The sequence below is a fragment of the Arthrobacter sp. NicSoilB8 genome, assembly GCF_019977355.1.
Taxonomy (GTDB): domain Bacteria; phylum Actinomycetota; class Actinomycetes; order Actinomycetales; family Micrococcaceae; genus Arthrobacter.
This window is the reverse complement of the sequence record NZ_AP024655.1, coordinates 2,824,270-2,838,737: the sequence shown is the minus strand read 5'-3', so window position 1 is coordinate 2,838,737 and position 14,468 is coordinate 2,824,270. Positions and strand designations below refer to the sequence as shown.

15 protein-coding genes are annotated in these 14,468 nt (G+C 68.2%); 7 read left to right on the top strand and 8 right to left on the bottom strand.

The window, feature by feature from the left end; genetic code table 11:
• Positions 1–27: 27 nt before the first annotated feature.
• Both LDO15_RS12775 and LDO15_RS12770 read right to left on the bottom strand, forming a co-directional pair.
• Positions 28–1,296, bottom strand: a complete 1,269-nt coding sequence (locus LDO15_RS12775) for an alkaline phosphatase family protein (protein ID WP_223979260.1) — start codon at positions 1,294–1,296, stop codon at positions 28–30.
• Positions 1,297–1,391: 95 nt separating this feature from the next.
• Positions 1,392–2,099, bottom strand: coding sequence for an endonuclease/exonuclease/phosphatase family protein (locus LDO15_RS12770; RefSeq protein WP_223987337.1), 708 nt, complete (start codon positions 2,097–2,099; stop codon positions 1,392–1,394).
• A 189-nt stretch (positions 2,100–2,288) separates the two neighbouring features.
• Between LDO15_RS12770 and LDO15_RS12765 the strand changes: the two genes are divergently transcribed.
• Complete coding sequence (locus tag LDO15_RS12765; RefSeq protein WP_223979258.1) at positions 2,289–3,092, top strand: thioesterase family protein; 804 nt, start codon at positions 2,289–2,291, stop codon at positions 3,090–3,092.
• Positions 3,093–3,106: 14 nt separating this feature from the next.
• On the opposite strand, the gene LDO15_RS12760 is transcribed toward LDO15_RS12765, so the two are convergent.
• The gene (locus LDO15_RS12760; RefSeq protein WP_223979256.1) at positions 3,107–3,496 is read right to left on the bottom strand and encodes a DUF2177 family protein; all 390 of its coding nucleotides are present in this window, start codon (positions 3,494–3,496) and stop codon (positions 3,107–3,109) included.
• A gap of 16 nt (positions 3,497–3,512) precedes the next feature.
• Here LDO15_RS12760 and LDO15_RS12755 point away from each other — a divergent pair, with 16 nt between their 5' ends.
• Entirely contained in the window at positions 3,513–4,259 is a 747-nt protein-coding gene (locus LDO15_RS12755) for a lipoate--protein ligase family protein (protein ID WP_223979254.1), read from the top strand.
• Here the strand turns inward: LDO15_RS12755 and LDO15_RS12750 are convergent.
• The 3 genes from LDO15_RS12750 to LDO15_RS12740 form a co-directional block, all read right to left on the bottom strand.
• Positions 4,256–5,884 carry a carboxyl transferase domain-containing protein gene (locus LDO15_RS12750; RefSeq protein ID WP_223979253.1) on the bottom strand — a complete coding sequence of 543 codons (1,629 nt, stop codon included), beginning with the start codon at positions 5,882–5,884 and terminating at the stop codon, positions 4,256–4,258. The genes LDO15_RS12755 and LDO15_RS12750 overlap by 4 nt on opposite strands.
• Complete coding sequence (locus LDO15_RS12745; RefSeq protein ID WP_223979251.1) at positions 5,878–7,155, bottom strand: CoA transferase; 1,278 nt, start codon at positions 7,153–7,155, stop codon at positions 5,878–5,880. Before LDO15_RS12745 ends, LDO15_RS12750 begins: the two co-directional genes overlap by 7 nt.
• Positions 7,156–7,282: 127 nt before the next feature.
• Positions 7,283–8,665: an SLC13 family permease gene (locus LDO15_RS12740; protein ID WP_223979249.1), complete on the bottom strand. Its 1,383-nt coding sequence runs from the start codon at positions 8,663–8,665 to the stop codon at positions 7,283–7,285.
• Between the two features lie 123 nt (positions 8,666–8,788).
• On the opposite strand from LDO15_RS12740, the gene LDO15_RS12735 reads away from it, so the two are divergent.
• The 5 genes from LDO15_RS12735 to LDO15_RS12715 all read left to right on the top strand — a co-directional run bounded on the left by LDO15_RS12735 (position 8,789) and on the right by LDO15_RS12715 (position 11,901).
• Positions 8,789–9,496, top strand: a complete 708-nt coding sequence (locus LDO15_RS12735) for a FadR/GntR family transcriptional regulator (RefSeq protein ID WP_223979247.1) — start codon at positions 8,789–8,791, stop codon at positions 9,494–9,496.
• A 6-nt stretch (positions 9,497–9,502) separates the two neighbouring features.
• Positions 9,503–10,828 (top strand): carboxylesterase family protein, encoded by a 1,326-nt coding sequence (locus LDO15_RS12730; protein ID WP_223979245.1) that lies wholly within the window; start codon positions 9,503–9,505, stop codon positions 10,826–10,828.
• Positions 10,829–10,953: 125 nt separating this feature from the next.
• On the top strand, positions 10,954–11,166 hold the full coding sequence (locus LDO15_RS12725; RefSeq protein ID WP_223979244.1) for a hypothetical protein: 213 nt from the start codon (positions 10,954–10,956) through the stop codon (positions 11,164–11,166).
• Positions 11,167–11,499 carry a GNAT family N-acetyltransferase gene (locus LDO15_RS12720; protein WP_223979243.1) on the top strand — a complete coding sequence of 111 codons (333 nt, stop codon included), beginning with the start codon at positions 11,167–11,169 and terminating at the stop codon, positions 11,497–11,499.
• Between the two features lie 117 nt (positions 11,500–11,616).
• Complete coding sequence (locus tag LDO15_RS12715) at positions 11,617–11,901, top strand: DUF1540 domain-containing protein (RefSeq protein WP_223979242.1); 285 nt, start codon at positions 11,617–11,619, stop codon at positions 11,899–11,901.
• Positions 11,902–11,979: 78 nt separating this feature from the next.
• Here LDO15_RS12715 and efeB read toward each other — a convergent pair whose 3' ends face one another.
• Positions 11,980–13,347, bottom strand: a complete 1,368-nt coding sequence (efeB, locus tag LDO15_RS12710; protein WP_223979241.1) for an iron uptake transporter deferrochelatase/peroxidase subunit — start codon at positions 13,345–13,347, stop codon at positions 11,980–11,982.
• Complete coding sequence (gene efeO / locus LDO15_RS12705) at positions 13,344–14,267, bottom strand: iron uptake system protein EfeO (RefSeq protein WP_223979240.1); 924 nt, start codon at positions 14,265–14,267, stop codon at positions 13,344–13,346. Before efeO ends, efeB begins: the two co-directional genes overlap by 4 nt.
• Positions 14,268–14,468: the final 201 nt, after the last annotated feature.

Sequence of the window (14,468 nt, the reverse complement as noted above, 5' to 3'; positions counted from 1 at the left end):
AAACGGGGCGGGTTCGGGTGTCGGGGATCAAGGCAGTGTCCATCCGTCGGCAAGGGCCTTTTCTTTGAGTCCGGACCATTCTTCGGCCGGCGGCGGCCCGACGGGGGTACAGGCCGGTCCGGCCGCGAAGGGCGGGACCAGGTACGTCGGGACGGTGAGATTGGCAGGGGCCTCGAAGTCGAGGACTTCGGCGATATTGCGGGCCTCCTGGTCCCGGGGCGTCAGCGGAGGCAGGTTCCACCGCCATTCGATGGCTTTTAGAACCGACGTGTGGTCATAGACGCCGTGGGCGACATAACCGCGCCGGGCCCTCGGGGAGATGATGGCCGCCGGCACCCGGAAACCGCGCAGAGCGGTCTCGGGGCTTGTGTCCGGGGCGTTCTCCGGTGCGACGTGGTCGTAGAAGCCGCCCCACTCGTCATAGTTGATGACCAGCATGGTGTTGGGCCAGGCCGGGCCGGTGGTGACGGCGTGATAGACCTCTGCGAGGAAGAGCTCACCGGAACGTATATCAGCATGAGGGTGGTCGTCGCCTGACGTTCCCGAACCTTCGTCCGTGAAGCGGGGATCGACGAAGGACACCGCGGGAAGGTTGCCGGAGCCGGCGTCCGAGAGGAATTCCGAATAGTGGCCAGAGATGCCCAAGTACTTGGATCCCCAGAGCGCGGTGAACGGGATATCCCCGTAGTAGTACTTGCCCTCGACGCCGGCATCGGCCAGCCGGTCCCAGATGGTGGGGAGCGAGCTGGTGGCGGAGGAATTGTGGGTGCGGTCGGTGGCGGCCGCGTGCTGGTAGAAGCGGTTCGGGTAAGTCTCGGCCATGGTGGCGGCGAAGTAGCGGTCGCAGACCGTCCAGTCGGGAGCTGCCTGCCGCCAGAAATCGAGGTCGGCGGCCGCGTAGTAGCCGACGGCGAATTCGTCGTTTTCACCGGCCCGCAGCCAGCCGTTGTTCTTGCCGTTGTTGTATTGGATTCGGCCGCCTTCGTAGGAGTGGTCCGGATCCGGGTGGCCGCAGCCCTGGAAGTCTGTCAGGTGATGGGTGGCGTGCGGTATTCCGTATCGGTCCAGGTAGGTCAGGCCGGCCTGGGTGCCGTCGGCACGGGGCAGCCAACCCAGGAAGTGGTCGAAGGAGCGGTTTTCCATCATCAGGACGATGATGTGGTCAATGCCGGACATGTCGGCCGGGGGCAGGGCGGGTACGGCGGCTTCCGCGGCGCGCCAGCTGTCGCCTGCGGCGAGGGCTGTGACGGTGGCCGTTCCGGCGGCTGTCAGGAACGTGCGTCTTGAGAAGTTCACGCCCAGCAGTAGATCACGTGGAGATTACGATAAGCGTGCTTTCGATGCCCGGTTCACCCTTTGTTCACCGGGTGTTCTTGCCCCCGGACCGGCCGCTAAGACGCCGCGGGTTCCGAGCCGTTTCCGGACGCTTCCTGGCCGTATTCGGCCGAGATCAGGATGGGGAGGTGGTCCGAGGCGCCGCGGGGCAGCGTCTCCACGCTCTCGATGTCCAGGCCCTGGGAGGTGGCAAAGTCGAAATGGCCCTTGAAGACCTTGTACCGGGTGTAGGTCCGGCGGTCGCTCATTGTGAGGTCATAGCCGGCGTCCTTCATCTTCGCGGTCAGGGACTTGGTGAAGAACGGATAGTTGAAGTCACCGACCATCAGTGACATCAGGCCGCCGCCCATGCTGAGCAGCTCCGCGTGGGCGGCATGGATCTGGTTCCGCCGCAGCGAGTTCGACGCCGTCAGCGGAGCCGCGTGGAAGGAGGCGATGACGAGCTCGTGGTCGGTCTCGTTGTCCGTCACGCGGGTTCCGATGAGCCGCTCATGGGCGGGGGCCAGGACCCGGTCGTGGAGGGACTTCTTCAAGGCGAACGTCTGGGTGTCGTAAGCGGTGAAGCGGTCCTTGCGGTAGTAGATCGCCAGGCCGAGCCGGTTACCCCGCGTGGCGTCGGCCAGGTGCAGGTTGCCGATTGTGGCCGGCAGGTCCTCGGTATCGCACTCTTGGAGGCACAGAGCATCAATCTCGAAATCGCGGGCCAGATCGACCAGCTCTCCACTGGCTTTGTGCTTGCGGAGGTTGTAGCTGATGACTCGAATCAGGAGGGCACCCCTTCGGATGATAGTTTCGGACGCTGTGATCGAGTCTACCCAGTCCGGCCCGGCGAACGATGACTATTGACGCCTGCGCCGTCCGGGTTGCGTCCCGCAGATGGTTGTTCCTGCCGGTGCGGCCGGACCGAAAGGATAGTGTGTTCTGGAATCATCAGCCACGCGAAAGGGCGGACGTTGACTGCTGTACTACCGGAACTGGCCGAGGGCGATTTCTACTACCAGGTGCTGGGTGGCGGGCGTTTCCGCTCCACGCTCCACGCCCAGGGCGCCTGGAACGAGCACGAGCAGCACATGGCCCCCGCGTCCGGCATTATGGCCGACTGCCTGGCCAGGCACGAGCCCCGCGAGGATATGCGCATGGCGCGGCTGAGCTACGAAATCCTCGGCCTGATCCCCGGCGGGGAGTTCGAGGTGGTGACCTCCACGCTCCGCCCCGGCCGGACCATCGAACTGGTGCAGGCCGAACTCATCGCCGGCGGCCGCACGGCCGTTCGCGCCACTGCCTGGCGGATGATCACCTCTGACACGTCCGCCATTGCGGCTTTCGAGGATCCGCGGATCCCGGCTCCGGAAGACTGCGAACCGTATGATGCCGCGAGCGTCTGGCCCGGCGGCTACATCGCTTCGCTGCACATGCGGATCGCCGAGGGACACCGGGCCGGTTCGGGGACGGTGTGGCTCCGCACCGACTATCCGCTGACCGACACGGCGGACAGCGGCGACCTCGCCCGGCTGATCGGGCTCGTGGACACAGCCAACGGCATTGCCGCCCGGGTTCCCCCGGGCAAGGGCAGCTATGCCTTCCCCAACCTGGACCTGCAGATCCACATGTACCGGCAGCCGGAGGGAGAGTGGCTGGGACTGGACAACGAGGTCTCGTTCGGCACGGACGGGATCGGCCTGACCTCCACGGTGCTGCATGACCTCACCGGACCGTTCGGCCGCGCGGAACAGATTCTGACCCTGCGCAAGTCCTAGTTGGTGTGGAATTACTAGTTCGTGTGGAAGACGAGCCAGCCTGCCAGCGTGGCCAGTGCCGTCAACGCGGCACCCCAGAGGATGTCGACGACGATCAGCTGCCACGGCCAGGTCTTGAGTGTGGCGGCATTGGTCAGGTCGTAGGTGGCGTAGGCGAAGACGCCCAGGGCGGCACCGTAGCCCACCGCACTGAGCCAGCTGCCGCCGTCGAGCGCCGGCCGCAGGGCAAAGAACACGATTCCGGCAATGTAGATCACGTAGAACACCAGCGCGTACCCTAGATTGGGCTTGTCGGCCAGCAGGTCACCGATCTGGCGGCGGTAGAACGGGTTCATCGTCTTGAGCCAGATGGCGTCGACGATGGCGAACGCGGCGGCTACGACGAGGAATTGCAGGATGACCATAAGGGAGCATAACAACATGCCGCAGGCGCCAGCCGGACCTCGGACACTGACGGTGGTGCGGCAGGAGGAATCCCTCGGTGCCGCCGCCGACCTCGACTTCGCGCTCGGGCTCCTCCAGAAGGTCAAGACCGGTTCGCTGGGTCCGACGCTCAGGCTGTACCGGCCGGTTCCCACGGTTGCGTTCGGGCAGCGCGACACCCACCTGCCCGGTTTCGAGGCCGCCGCCGCGGCCTGCCGGGAGTTCGGTTTCGAACCGCTGGTCCGCAAGGCCGGCGGCCGCGCCGCCGCCTACCACAAGGGCACGCTCGTCATCGATCATCTGGAACCGGACCCGGACGCGATTGCCGGTGCCAAGGGACGGTTTTCGCTCTTTGGCGAACTGCTCGCCCGGGCACTGCGGGACACCGGTGTGGACGCCGGCGTTGGTGAGATCCCGGGGGAATATTGCCCCGGCGAGTTCAGCGTGCATGGCAGGAACCCGCAGGTCCCGGAGCATCTCATCAAGCTGGTGGGTACTGCTCAGCGGGTGGTCGCGGGCGGCTGGCTCTTCAGCTCCGTGATCGTGGTGGCGAACTCCGCACCGATCCGTGCAGTCCTGGAGGCCAGTTACGCCGCGCTCGGCCTTGAGTGGGACCCGGCGACGGCGGGAGCGGCCGATGACCTCGTGCCGGGCCTCGACGTCGATGCCGTCGAGGCTGCCGTGATCGCCGCGTACGGCCGCTACGCCTCGCTCAGCCGCGCGGAGTTCCCGAGCCTGCGCTAGGCGCGCACGTCAGGGGGTTGGTCGCCGGAGGGGTGGCCTTCAGACGGCTGGCGGCGTTCCGCCCGCGGCGCCTGGAGGCTACCCAGGCGGCGGTATTTTTCGAGCCGCCGGGGGAGCAGCTCGGTGACCCCTGCACTGGCGAGGGCGGCGAGCTCGTATTCGATGGCCCGGCCGAGGCGACGGCAGAAGGCTTGCGCCTCGCCGGCGGCATCGGGGCGTTCGTCCACGATGTGCTCCACGAGTCCGTTTGCGTGCAGGGCCGCGATGTTGACGCCCTGCGCCGCGGACATGGCCGGGGCGAAGTCCGTGCTCCGGTGGACAATTGCGCTGGCGCCTTCCGGCGGCAGCGGAGACAGCCAGGCGTGCTGGGCGGCGATGGTGCGGTCCGCGGGCAGGAGGGCCAGTGCGCCGCCGCCGGCTCCCTGCCCGAGCAGCACGGACACTGTGGGGGCGTTGAGCCCGATGAGTTCGTGCAGGGAACGGGCGATTTCGCCGGCCAGGCCGCCTTCCTCGGCCTCACGGGAGAGGGCGGCGCCGGCGGTGTCGATGACCGTGACAAGCGGCAGTCCGAGTTCCTCGGCCAGGCGCATGCCGCGCCGGGCCTCCCGGAGGGACGCCGGCCCCATCGCCGCTTGTGCCACTGCCACTTGTTCAACTGCCGTTTGTCCCACTGCCGCCGTGCGGGGCGGCCTGGGCCGGGTGTGGCCGATGACTACGCAGGATTCCTGCCCGAAGCGGGCCAGGGCCAACTGAAGGCCGGGGTCCTTTTCGCCCTGGCCGGTGCCGTTGAGCGGGAGGACCTCCCGTGCGCCGTGCGCCAGCAGCTGCCGCACGTCCGGCCGGCGGAGATTGCGGGAGATGCCGATCGATTCCCAGGCGCCGGCGCCGGACGGCTTCGCCCGCAGGGTCACGGGAGGTGCCACCGGCAGCCGCGTGCCGGTGGCCAGGATGCTCAGGGCGCGGTCGACGACGTCGGGCAGTTGCCGGGGCGGGACCACCGCGTCAATCAGCCCCTTATCGAAGAGGTTTTCGGCCGTCTGGACGTTCTCCGGGAACGGGTTGCCGTGGAGGGCCTCGTAGACCCGCGGTCCGAGGAAGCCGAGCAGCGCTCCGGGTTCGGCGGCGGTGATGTGGCCGAGGGATCCCCATGAGGCCATGACGCCTCCCGTGGTGGGATGCCGCAGGTAGACGAGGTAGGGCAGCCCGGCCTGCCGGTGGGTCCGGACGGCGGCGCTGATCTTAACCATGGACAGGAACGCGATGGTTCCCTCCTGCATGCGGGTGCCGCCCGAGGCCGGACCTGCCAGGAGGGGCAGGCCCTCGCGGGTGGCCCGTTCGACGGCGGTGACAATCCGTTCCGCCGCGGCCTGGCCGATGGAGCCGGCGAGGAACCGAAACTCGCTGACGATCACGGCGACCCGGCGGCCGCGGATGAGTCCTTCGCCGGTCAGGACGGATTCGTCCACGCCGGTCTTCGCCCGGGCCGCGGCCAGGTCCTGCCGGTACTCGGGGCCCGGATCGGGGTCCGCGACGGGGCCGTCCCAGCTCCGGTAGGACCCGGGGTCGAGGACCGCGGCGATGAGTTCGGCGGCATCCAGGTGCCGGACCCCCTGCCGCGTCAACATGCCGGGCGACCTTCCAGGGCTGTGCTGGAGTCCTCGGCTGTGCTGGATTCGTGGACTGTGCTGGATTCCCCAGCCGGCCGCAGTCCCAGCCATGTCCGGATCTGGTCCCCGTGCTGGTCCAGCAGCGGCGGGGCGGTGTGCGCGGTGAGGGTGGTTTCCGCGGTGTCCGCGGCAGAGAAGAACCGCAGCGGGGGACCGGGCAGGCTCACCGTGCCGAGGACCTGGTGCTGGACGTCAATGACGAGACCCTGTGAGCGGACCTGGTCCCATTCGTAGACTTCGCCCAGGGTCCTGACCTTGCCGGCCGGGATGCCGGCGTCGTTAAGTCTGGTGAGCAGCGGTTCGGCCTCGAAACCGGCGAACGCCTGCTCCACTTCCTCGATCACTTTCTCGCGGTTCCGCACCCGGTCGGCATTCGAGGCGAATTCCGGCCGCGCGGCGTCGATCCCGAACTCGGCAGCGAACGTGCGCCAGAGTTTCTCGCTGCCCACGCTGATCTGGACCCGGCCCCGCCGGCAGTGGAACAGGCCGTAGGGGGCGATGGACGGGTGGTGGTTGCCCTGGGCCGCCGGAACCTCCCCTGCAACGGTGGCCCTGGTGCCCTGGAAGGCATGGACCCCGACCAGTGCCGCCAGCAAGGACGTGCGGACGATCTGGCCCCGGCCCGTGCGTTCGCGCTGCAGCAGCGCGGCCAGGGTGCCGAACGCCCCGTACATGCCGGAGAGGAGGTCGGCGATGGGCACGCCCACCCGCTGCGGATCGTCCGGCCCGGACCCGGTCAGGGACATCAGCCCGGCCTCGCCCTGCAGGATCTGGTCGTAGCCGCTGCGCCGGGATTCCGGCCCGTCGTGCCCGAACCCGGTGATGGACAGGACCACCAGCGCCGGATTCAGCGCATGCATGTCCGCGGCGGAGAATCCGAGCCGTTCCAGGACACCGGGACGGAAGTTCTCAATCACCACATCGGCGCGTTCCAGCAGCCCGCGCAGGACTGCACGGCCGTCGTCGCTCTTCAAATCCAAGGCAATCGATTCCTTGTTGCGGTTGCAGGACAGGAAGTACGTGGCCTGCGGATCGTCCTCGGGACCCACGAACGGCGGGCCCCAGCCGCGGGTGTCGTCTCCCGTGCCCGGATTCTCCACCTTGATCACCCGCGCGCCGAGGTCGGCAAGCATCATCCCGGCATGCGGGCCGGCGAGGGCGCGGCTCAGGTCCACCACAAGATAGCCGGTCAGGGGACCGTCGGCGCCGGGCGTGGGTTCGAAAATCATGAGCGTGTTCCTTCTTGGTCGGTCGGCTGGTGCGGATCTTGCTGCCCCGGATCTTGCTGGCGGGGATTGAGCTGGCGGGGATTGGAAGAGGTGCCGGCTACATCCAGCCGGGGACCACCATGACCAGTCAGGCGACGGCTGGCCCGACGGCGACCACGATGCCGCTGTACGCCAGAATCTGCTTGTAGAACCTGTCCTTGTCCACGTCGTCCGGGGCATTGGCCAGGACCAGGGCGCCGTTGGTGGAGAACGGGGACACGTCCACGATCGTGGAGGCGACGGCCAGGGCGGCGATCACCCCGACGGCGCCGATCTCGCCGGTGGCCAGGAACGGCACCGCCAGAGGAATAAGGGCCGCGAGGATAGCTGTGGACGAGGCGAAGGCCGAGACGATGGCACCGATGTAGCAGATCAGCAGGGCGGCGAGCAGGGGCATGCCCAGCTCGGCCACCCCGCCGGAGACGAACGTGATGGTGCCTGCTTCTTCGAGGACGCCCACGAAGGTGAGCATGCCGCAGATGAGCAGGACGGTGGACCAGCTGATCTTGTTGACGGCGCCTTTCTGGGCTGCCGGGGACACGAGGGCAAGGACGATTGCGATGGTGATCGACACGAAACCGACATCCACCTTGAAGCCGAGCGAGATGACGGCGAGGGCGATCAGGCCCAGGATGGTGATCAGTTGCGGCACCGAGGCGCGGCGGGCGCCGGTGGGCGGTTCGGAGGCGGCGGACGGCCCGGTTGCCGTTGTGGTTCCGGGGCCGGCCGGGGTGCCCTTGGCGGAGACGCCGGCGGCGGAGATGTCCGAGCCGGAGCCCGGCAGGGTCACGCCGGCCGCGCGGGCCCCCACACTGACGGCCATGCGCCTTTCGGCGGCCTGTTCCACCAGGCGGCCGCCCGGGCCGGACAGCAGCTTGCTGCCGCCGAGCACGATGAACAGCACCAGCGCGATGGCCAGGTTGAACAGGAAGCTGGCCAGGAAGATGGCCATGGGGCTGGCCGCCAGTTCCGTCTTGGCGATGATGCCGTTGACGGTGACGCCATAGACGGCGATGGGAGAGAACCCGCCGGCCTGTGCGCCGTGGACCACCATCATGCCCATCATGAGTGGATTGATCTTGTGCTTGGCGGCGAAGCTCAGGGCGATCGGGGCGATGATTGCGACGGCGGCCGGGGAGAGGGCGCCGACGGCGGTTATCACCGCGGTGATGGCGAACATCACCCACGGGATGAGGGCCACCCTGCTGCCGACCATCCGCACAGCACCCCGGACCAGCAAGTCGATGGTGCCGTTGTTCTGCGCGATGGCGAACAGGTAGGTGACCCCGACGATCGTCAGGAACAGGCCGCCGGGAAAGTTGGCCAGGATGTCGTTGGTGGACATCCCCAGCACCACCGCGCCCAGCAGGAAGGCACCCACGAAGGCCAGGGCGCCCATGTTCAGTGGCAGGACCGTGGCGAGGAGAAACATCACCACCAGGATGATGATGGACAGGACGGGAGCGGACATCGTTGTTCCTCCGGATCTAAGTGATTGCCTGGCTGGCTTAGTGGCCTAGCCTCCTAGACACTAGGTGTCTTTGTTAATAGTTCTCCGGTAGGCTTAGGGTCAAGACCGGTTGGAAGGACGCGCATGGCTAAGCAGGCGGCAACGCATCAGATTTCCCGCGTTTCGCGGCCCCGGCTGTACGAGCAGCTCGTGGAGCAGATCATGGACTTCATTGAGTCCGCCGAGCTGGGGCCGGGTGACACGCTGCCGGCCGAGCGGGAGCTCGCCGAGCGGCTGGGGGTTTCGCGGGCAACGCTGGCGCAGGCCCTGGTGGCCCTGGAAGTGCTTGGCGTGATTGACGTCCAGCACGGAACGGGCGCGGTGCTGGTCTACCGGCCCAACGTTCCGTCCGTGATCAAGGGCCTCCGCGAGCACCGCAGCCGGCTGCCCGAAATCGTCGAGGCGCGGAGCACCCTAGAGGTCAAGCTTGCCGAGCTCGCCGCGGCCCGGCGCACCGAGCAGGACCTGAATGCCATCGATCAGGCCCTCGCCGCGATGGCGGAGGAAGTCGCCTCCGGAGACCGGGGCGCCCGCGGCGACGAGCTGTTCCACCAGGCGGTGACCGCCGCGGCACATTCGGCCGTCCTGGCCCAGCTGATGACGTTCATCGCCGGAATGGTCCTGGAAACGCGCCTCGAATCACTCGGTCAGCCCGGCCGGCCGGAACAGTCGCTCGCCTCCCACCGCAAGATCGCCGACGCGATCAGGGACCGGGATTCCCAGGCCGCCGCGGCCGCGATGCTGGAACACATTGACCTGGTCTCCGATGTGGCCCTCCTGAAAAACGGCTGAAGCGGTATGACTGTGAACCTTTCCTTCGGGCCGCCGTGTGGCCCGATCAGCGGATGGCGCGACGGCGCCGTCGTGCGTGCCACCGGCATTCCGTATGCCGCCGCGGAACGGTTCCAGCCGCCCGCGCCCGCAGCCGACTGGACCGAGGTGCTGGCGGCAACCACGCTGTCCCCGGCGTGCCCGCAGGCGCCGGTGCCCTTCCTGGACGACGTGCTGGGCACCCGGTACGGCGAACTGCCGGGCAGCGAGGATTGCCAGCGGCTGTCCATCACCTTGCCGGCCGATCTCGACGACGGCGAGCGGCTGCCCGTTATGGTGTGGCTGCACGGCGGGTCCTATACGTCCGGATCGGGGGACCTGGCGATCTTTGACCCGGCCTCGCTCGTTGCTGAGACCCGCGTGATCGTGGTCTCGGTGACGTACCGGCTGGGTCTCTTCGGGTATCTGGCCACGAGTACCGGCAGGCCCGCCAATCTGGGCCTGCTGGACCAGATCGAGGCGTTCCGCTGGGTGCAGCGCAATATCGAAGCATTCGGCGGTGACCCGGGCAGGGTCACCGCGTTCGGCCAATCGGCCGGTGGCGACGCCGTCGCCCACCTTATGGCGACGCCGGACGCGGCGTCCCTCTTCCAGCGGGCCATCATTCAAAGTGCGCCTTTGGGCATTACCCGCGGGCGGGAAAAGATGAGCGCCGCCATGGGGGCCGCCGCGGAGGCGGTCTCCGACGCGACGCCGGCAATGGACGTCGTCGCCCTTGAAGAAGACGTGGCCCAGGCGGCCCGGAAGTTCGGACTGATGGCTGCGATGCCCTTCGGGATCCAGTACGGGCATGCGCCCCTGCCCAAGGAGTCCGACGTCGACCAGGCCTGGAATGCTGCCGCCCCGGGGATCGAGATCCTGATCGGTCATACCGCGGACGAAGTCCGGCTGTTCCTGCCGCGGAGCCCCCACCTGAGCCGCGTGGCGAGGATTCCGGTGGTCGGCGGCGCCGTGCTCAGGGCAGTCACGTGGGCGGTCACGGACATGGTGTACGGCAAAGCGGCCAGACGATTTGCCAAGCGGCATGTTCGCGCGGGCGGACGGGCCCACAGCTATGTGCTGTCCTGGCGGGCCCCCGGCAACCTTTACGGCGCCGCGCACACCGTTGATCTGCCGCTGCTGTTCGGCCACCAACAGACGTGGGAGGCCGCGGGACTGCTCGCGGGCGCCACCTGGGACGACATCAATGCCCACGGCAGGGCGCTGCGGGCGCTGTGGGCGCGGTTCGCCTACGGGGAAAGCCTGGGAACCCGGGGAGAGATTCCCGGCTCACTCCGGTACCGCTCGGTCTGAGCCCGAGGAACCCGTGGCCAATCTGCGCACCGGGGCCGGCCCAGACTGGCGCGGGCTGGGAATGCAGAGTTCCTTATGACCGCAGTCTAGTGTTGGCCCATGGACCTCATGACAGGGTCGGGATCATGACCACTGTGGATATCAGCGTCAGACCAGCGGCCGAGGGCGACGCTGCCCGGCTGGCCGAGGTCCATGTTGCGGCATGGCGGGCCACTTACCGCGGAGTCATGACCGATGAATACCTTGACGGTCTCGGACGCGCGGCATCCGCCTGGCGCCGCAACATCCGTGAGCCCAGGGACGGGACTGTTCACCTCGTGGTCCAACGCGGCAGCTAGGTGGCGGGATTCGCGATTCTCGGTCCAGCGGCCGGAGATTCGGATCCGGAAAGCGGCCAGCTCCACGCGATCAATGTGCACCCGGACCGGTGGGCGCAGGGTGTTGGCTCCGTCCTTTTTGCCGCCGCCGAACAAGAGTTCATCGGCCTCGGCTACGCCCGGGCGTTTCTCTGGGTGGCGAAGAACAACGAGCGGGCCATCAGTTTTTACAGCAACCGCGGCTGGCTCCACGACGGGGCGACCCTGGAGGACACCAGATTCGATCCTCCGGTGGCTGAGAACCGCCACAGCCGGACTTTCCCGCACTCAACGGCCAGAGCCGCGACGTTGTGAGCGCACCCTCGGGTCATTAGGGCACACTATTGGGTCTTTTTGATCGGGACGGGCTGGCCTACCGTGGTCAGAGGGCGCTGCCCAGCCGGGGCGGCCGACAACCCGGAAGGTCATGCCATGACAACGCACGTCGCGGACTGCAGCGTATCGAACTGTTCCTTCAACGACCATTCGGCCTGCAACGCCGCCGCTATCACGGTCGGTGGGAGCGAAGACCACGCTGCCTGCGCCACGTTCATCGACATCGGCACCCACGGCGGCCTGCCCAAGGTCCTGGCCGACGTCGGGGCCTGCCAGCGCTCCGAATGCGCCCATAACGACCACCTCATGTGCCGGGCTTCCGAAGTCCATGTCGGTCCGGGCGCTGACAACGCCGACTGCCTCACCTACGCCCACCGATAACCCCAAATATTCCGCGACCCGGTCCGGCCGGCGCTGGCAGCAGTTACCGCAGCACCGCCCCGGCGGCCCCGGCCGCATTCATGCGAAGAGCCCTTCGCCGATGAAGCCTCCTGCCGCGGTTCCCGGGGGAACCGCAAAGAGGCCCGAGCCGGTGTGTTTGAGATACTCCAGGGCCAGCGTGTCCTCCTTGGCCATGGCCAGCTGCATCGGCACGTAGTGGGTCCTGGGATCGGTGACGAAGGCGATGAAGAACAGGCCGGCGTCGAGATGTCCCAGCCCGTCCGAGCCGTCGGCGTAGTTGTAGCCGCGCCGGAGCATCCTGACGCCGTCGTTCCGGCTGGAGTGCGCGAGCCGGACGTGGGCATCCAGCGGAATCAGCGGGTCCCCGGTGCGCCCCCTGATCTCAAAATCGGGGGCAGTGAATTCCTCGCCACCTGAGAGCGGGGCTCCCGCGCCCTTGGTGCGGCCGATCAGGCCCTCCTGCTCACGCAGCGACGTCCGGTCCCAGATTTCGATGTGCATCCGGATCCGGCGCGCCACGAGATAGGTGCCGCCGGCCATCCAGGCCTCTCCCGGCCGGGTTCCGGGGCCGGCCCACACGTGCTCGTCCAGCAGGGCGGTGTCCTCGGCTTTAAGGTTGCTGGTGCCGTCCTTGAAACCGAAGAGGTTCCGCGGGGTGGTCTGGGACCGCGAGGTGGAGGAGGTCCGGCCGAAGCCCAGCTGCGACCAGCGGACGCGCGTCTGCCCGAACCCGATGCGGGCCAGGTTCCGGATGGCGTGGACTGCCACCTGCGGGTCGTCGGCGCAGGCCTGGACCACGAGATCGCCGCCGGTGCGCCCGGGCTGCAGATCATCGCCGGGGAAGTGCGGCAGGTCGATGAGGGCGTCCGGTCGGCGTCCATCCAGACCGAAGCGGGTCTTGCCGTCCTTCTCGAACAGGCCCGGTCCGAACCCGATGGTGAGGGTGAGCTTCCCTGCCCCCAGATCCAGGGTTTCTCCCGTGTCCTCGGGCGGGGCGTCGGAGGGGCCGTCGACGGCGCCTGTGCTGCCCGCGCCGCGCCCGGCCGTCATGGCCTCGGCGGCAGCGGTCCAGTCCCTTAGGAGCCGGATGAGTTCGGCCCGGTCCTCGGTGACGACGTCAAAAGCTGCAAGGTGAAGGCGGTCCTGGGCCGGTGTGATGATTCCCGCCTGGCGGTCACCGTGGAAAGGGACGACATCGCCGGGCGCCGCGAGCGGAGCAACCTGTGCCGCCACGGCGTCGCGGTCCAGGAAGCCCGCTGCCAGGCCTGCGACGGCGCCCGCGCCGCCCGCCCCTGCCAAGGACAACAGCCCACGGCGGGACAGCCGGCGTTTCCCCGGGGTGGCGGCCGCCGGTGTGCCGGGGACAGCCGCGGAGCCGCCGTCGGGTGTGTGGCCGGGGCTGCCGCCGAAGGGGCAGCCGCTCACAGGGCTACTGCCGACGTGAGCCTGGCGAGCGGCTCGCCCAGGGCGTCGACCAGGGAAGCGAGCTGCTGGATATCGGCCTGGCTGAGTTCGTTGTAGTAGGCGAAGCCGTCGCCGGCGGAGTGCTTCTTGAGTCCGGCTTGCAGGGCTGCGAACTTTTCCTTGAGGACGTCGGCCAGGGCCGGGTCCTTCCGCTGCAGAACGGGCAACAGGCTTTCGAAGGCGATCCGGGCGCCGTCGACATTGGCCTGGAAGTCCCAGAGATCGGTGTGGGACCAGAGTTCTTCCTCCCCGGTAACCTTGCCGGTGGCCACTTCGTCCAGGAGTTCCTTGGCGCCGTTGCCAAGCTTGTCCGCGGAGAGCTCTACGGTGCGGGTGCGTCGGGCCAGGTCCTGGGTGTCGGACACGAGCTGCGTGGCAATCGCTGCGCGCTCCGCCGTCGTGAGGGGAGTGTAGCCGGAGGGCGGAAACAGGTCTTTTTCGGCCCGGTGCCAGCCGGTCCACTCCTGGCCGGGCCCAAGGTCGGCTTCGCGGGCATCGAGCTTGGGGTCGAGATCCCCGAACGATTCTGCGACCGGCTCGATGCGTTCCCAGTGCATGCGGGTCGCAGCATAAAGCCCGCGGGCCTTGGCGGCGTCCCCGGCAGCGTACGCCTCCGCGAACGCCTTCGTGCCGCTCAACAGCTGATCGGTCTGATCCTTCACATAGGCGGCGTACCGCCGGGTGCCGGTGTCCACGAGAGCCTGAAGATCGGCGTCAACGGTCTGCGTGCCGGTGACCTGGACCGGCCCGGCGGACGCACCCGGGGTCTGGGCGTTGCCCGCACAGCCGGCCAGGGCCAGCGGAACGGCGGCTGCCGCCGCAACCAGGGCAAGCGTTTTCCGCAGCCGTGAAGTGTTCTTGGGCAGGGGGCATCCGGGCATGGTGTTTCCTTTGATCGGCGGGGTGGCGGGGTTCAGGCGGAGCGGGCGAGTGGAGGAGTGGAGGGACGGTGAAGGGACAGTGGTGTGGGCGAGTGGAGGGGCAGTGATAGAGGAGGGACAACGGAAGGGGCACAGGCGGGCGGCTGCGGGACAGTGTCGCCCGAGGCCCGGGCCCCGGGGGCCGGGGAGCCGAGTCATTCC

What these genes read in the sequence shown, in the direction of transcription:
- LDO15_RS12760 (WP_223979256.1), bottom strand. Translation starts at nt 3,496, where the DNA reads ATGGTCATCCTGCAATTCCTCGTCGTAGCCGCCGCGTTCGCCATCGTC.
- LDO15_RS12755 (WP_223979254.1), top strand. Translation starts at nt 3,513, where the DNA reads ATGCCGCAGGCGCCAGCCGGACCTCGGACACTGACGGTGGTGCGGCAG.
- LDO15_RS12750 (WP_223979253.1), bottom strand. Translation starts at nt 5,884, where the DNA reads ATGTTGACGCGGCAGGGGGTCCGGCACCTGGATGCCGCCGAACTCATC.
- LDO15_RS12745 (WP_223979251.1), bottom strand. Translation starts at nt 7,155, where the DNA reads ATGATTTTCGAACCCACGCCCGGCGCCGACGGTCCCCTGACCGGCTAT.
- LDO15_RS12740 (WP_223979249.1), bottom strand. Translation starts at nt 8,665, where the DNA reads ATGTCCGCTCCCGTCCTGTCCATCATCATCCTGGTGGTGATGTTTCTC.
- LDO15_RS12735 (WP_223979247.1), top strand. Translation starts at nt 8,789, where the DNA reads ATGGCTAAGCAGGCGGCAACGCATCAGATTTCCCGCGTTTCGCGGCCC.
- LDO15_RS12730 (WP_223979245.1), top strand. Translation starts at nt 9,503, where the DNA reads ATGACTGTGAACCTTTCCTTCGGGCCGCCGTGTGGCCCGATCAGCGGA.
- LDO15_RS12725 (WP_223979244.1), top strand. Translation starts at nt 10,954, where the DNA reads ATGACCACTGTGGATATCAGCGTCAGACCAGCGGCCGAGGGCGACGCT.
- LDO15_RS12715 (WP_223979242.1), top strand. Translation starts at nt 11,617, where the DNA reads ATGACAACGCACGTCGCGGACTGCAGCGTATCGAACTGTTCCTTCAAC.
- efeO (WP_223979240.1), bottom strand. Translation starts at nt 14,267, where the DNA reads ATGCCCGGATGCCCCCTGCCCAAGAACACTTCACGGCTGCGGAAAACG.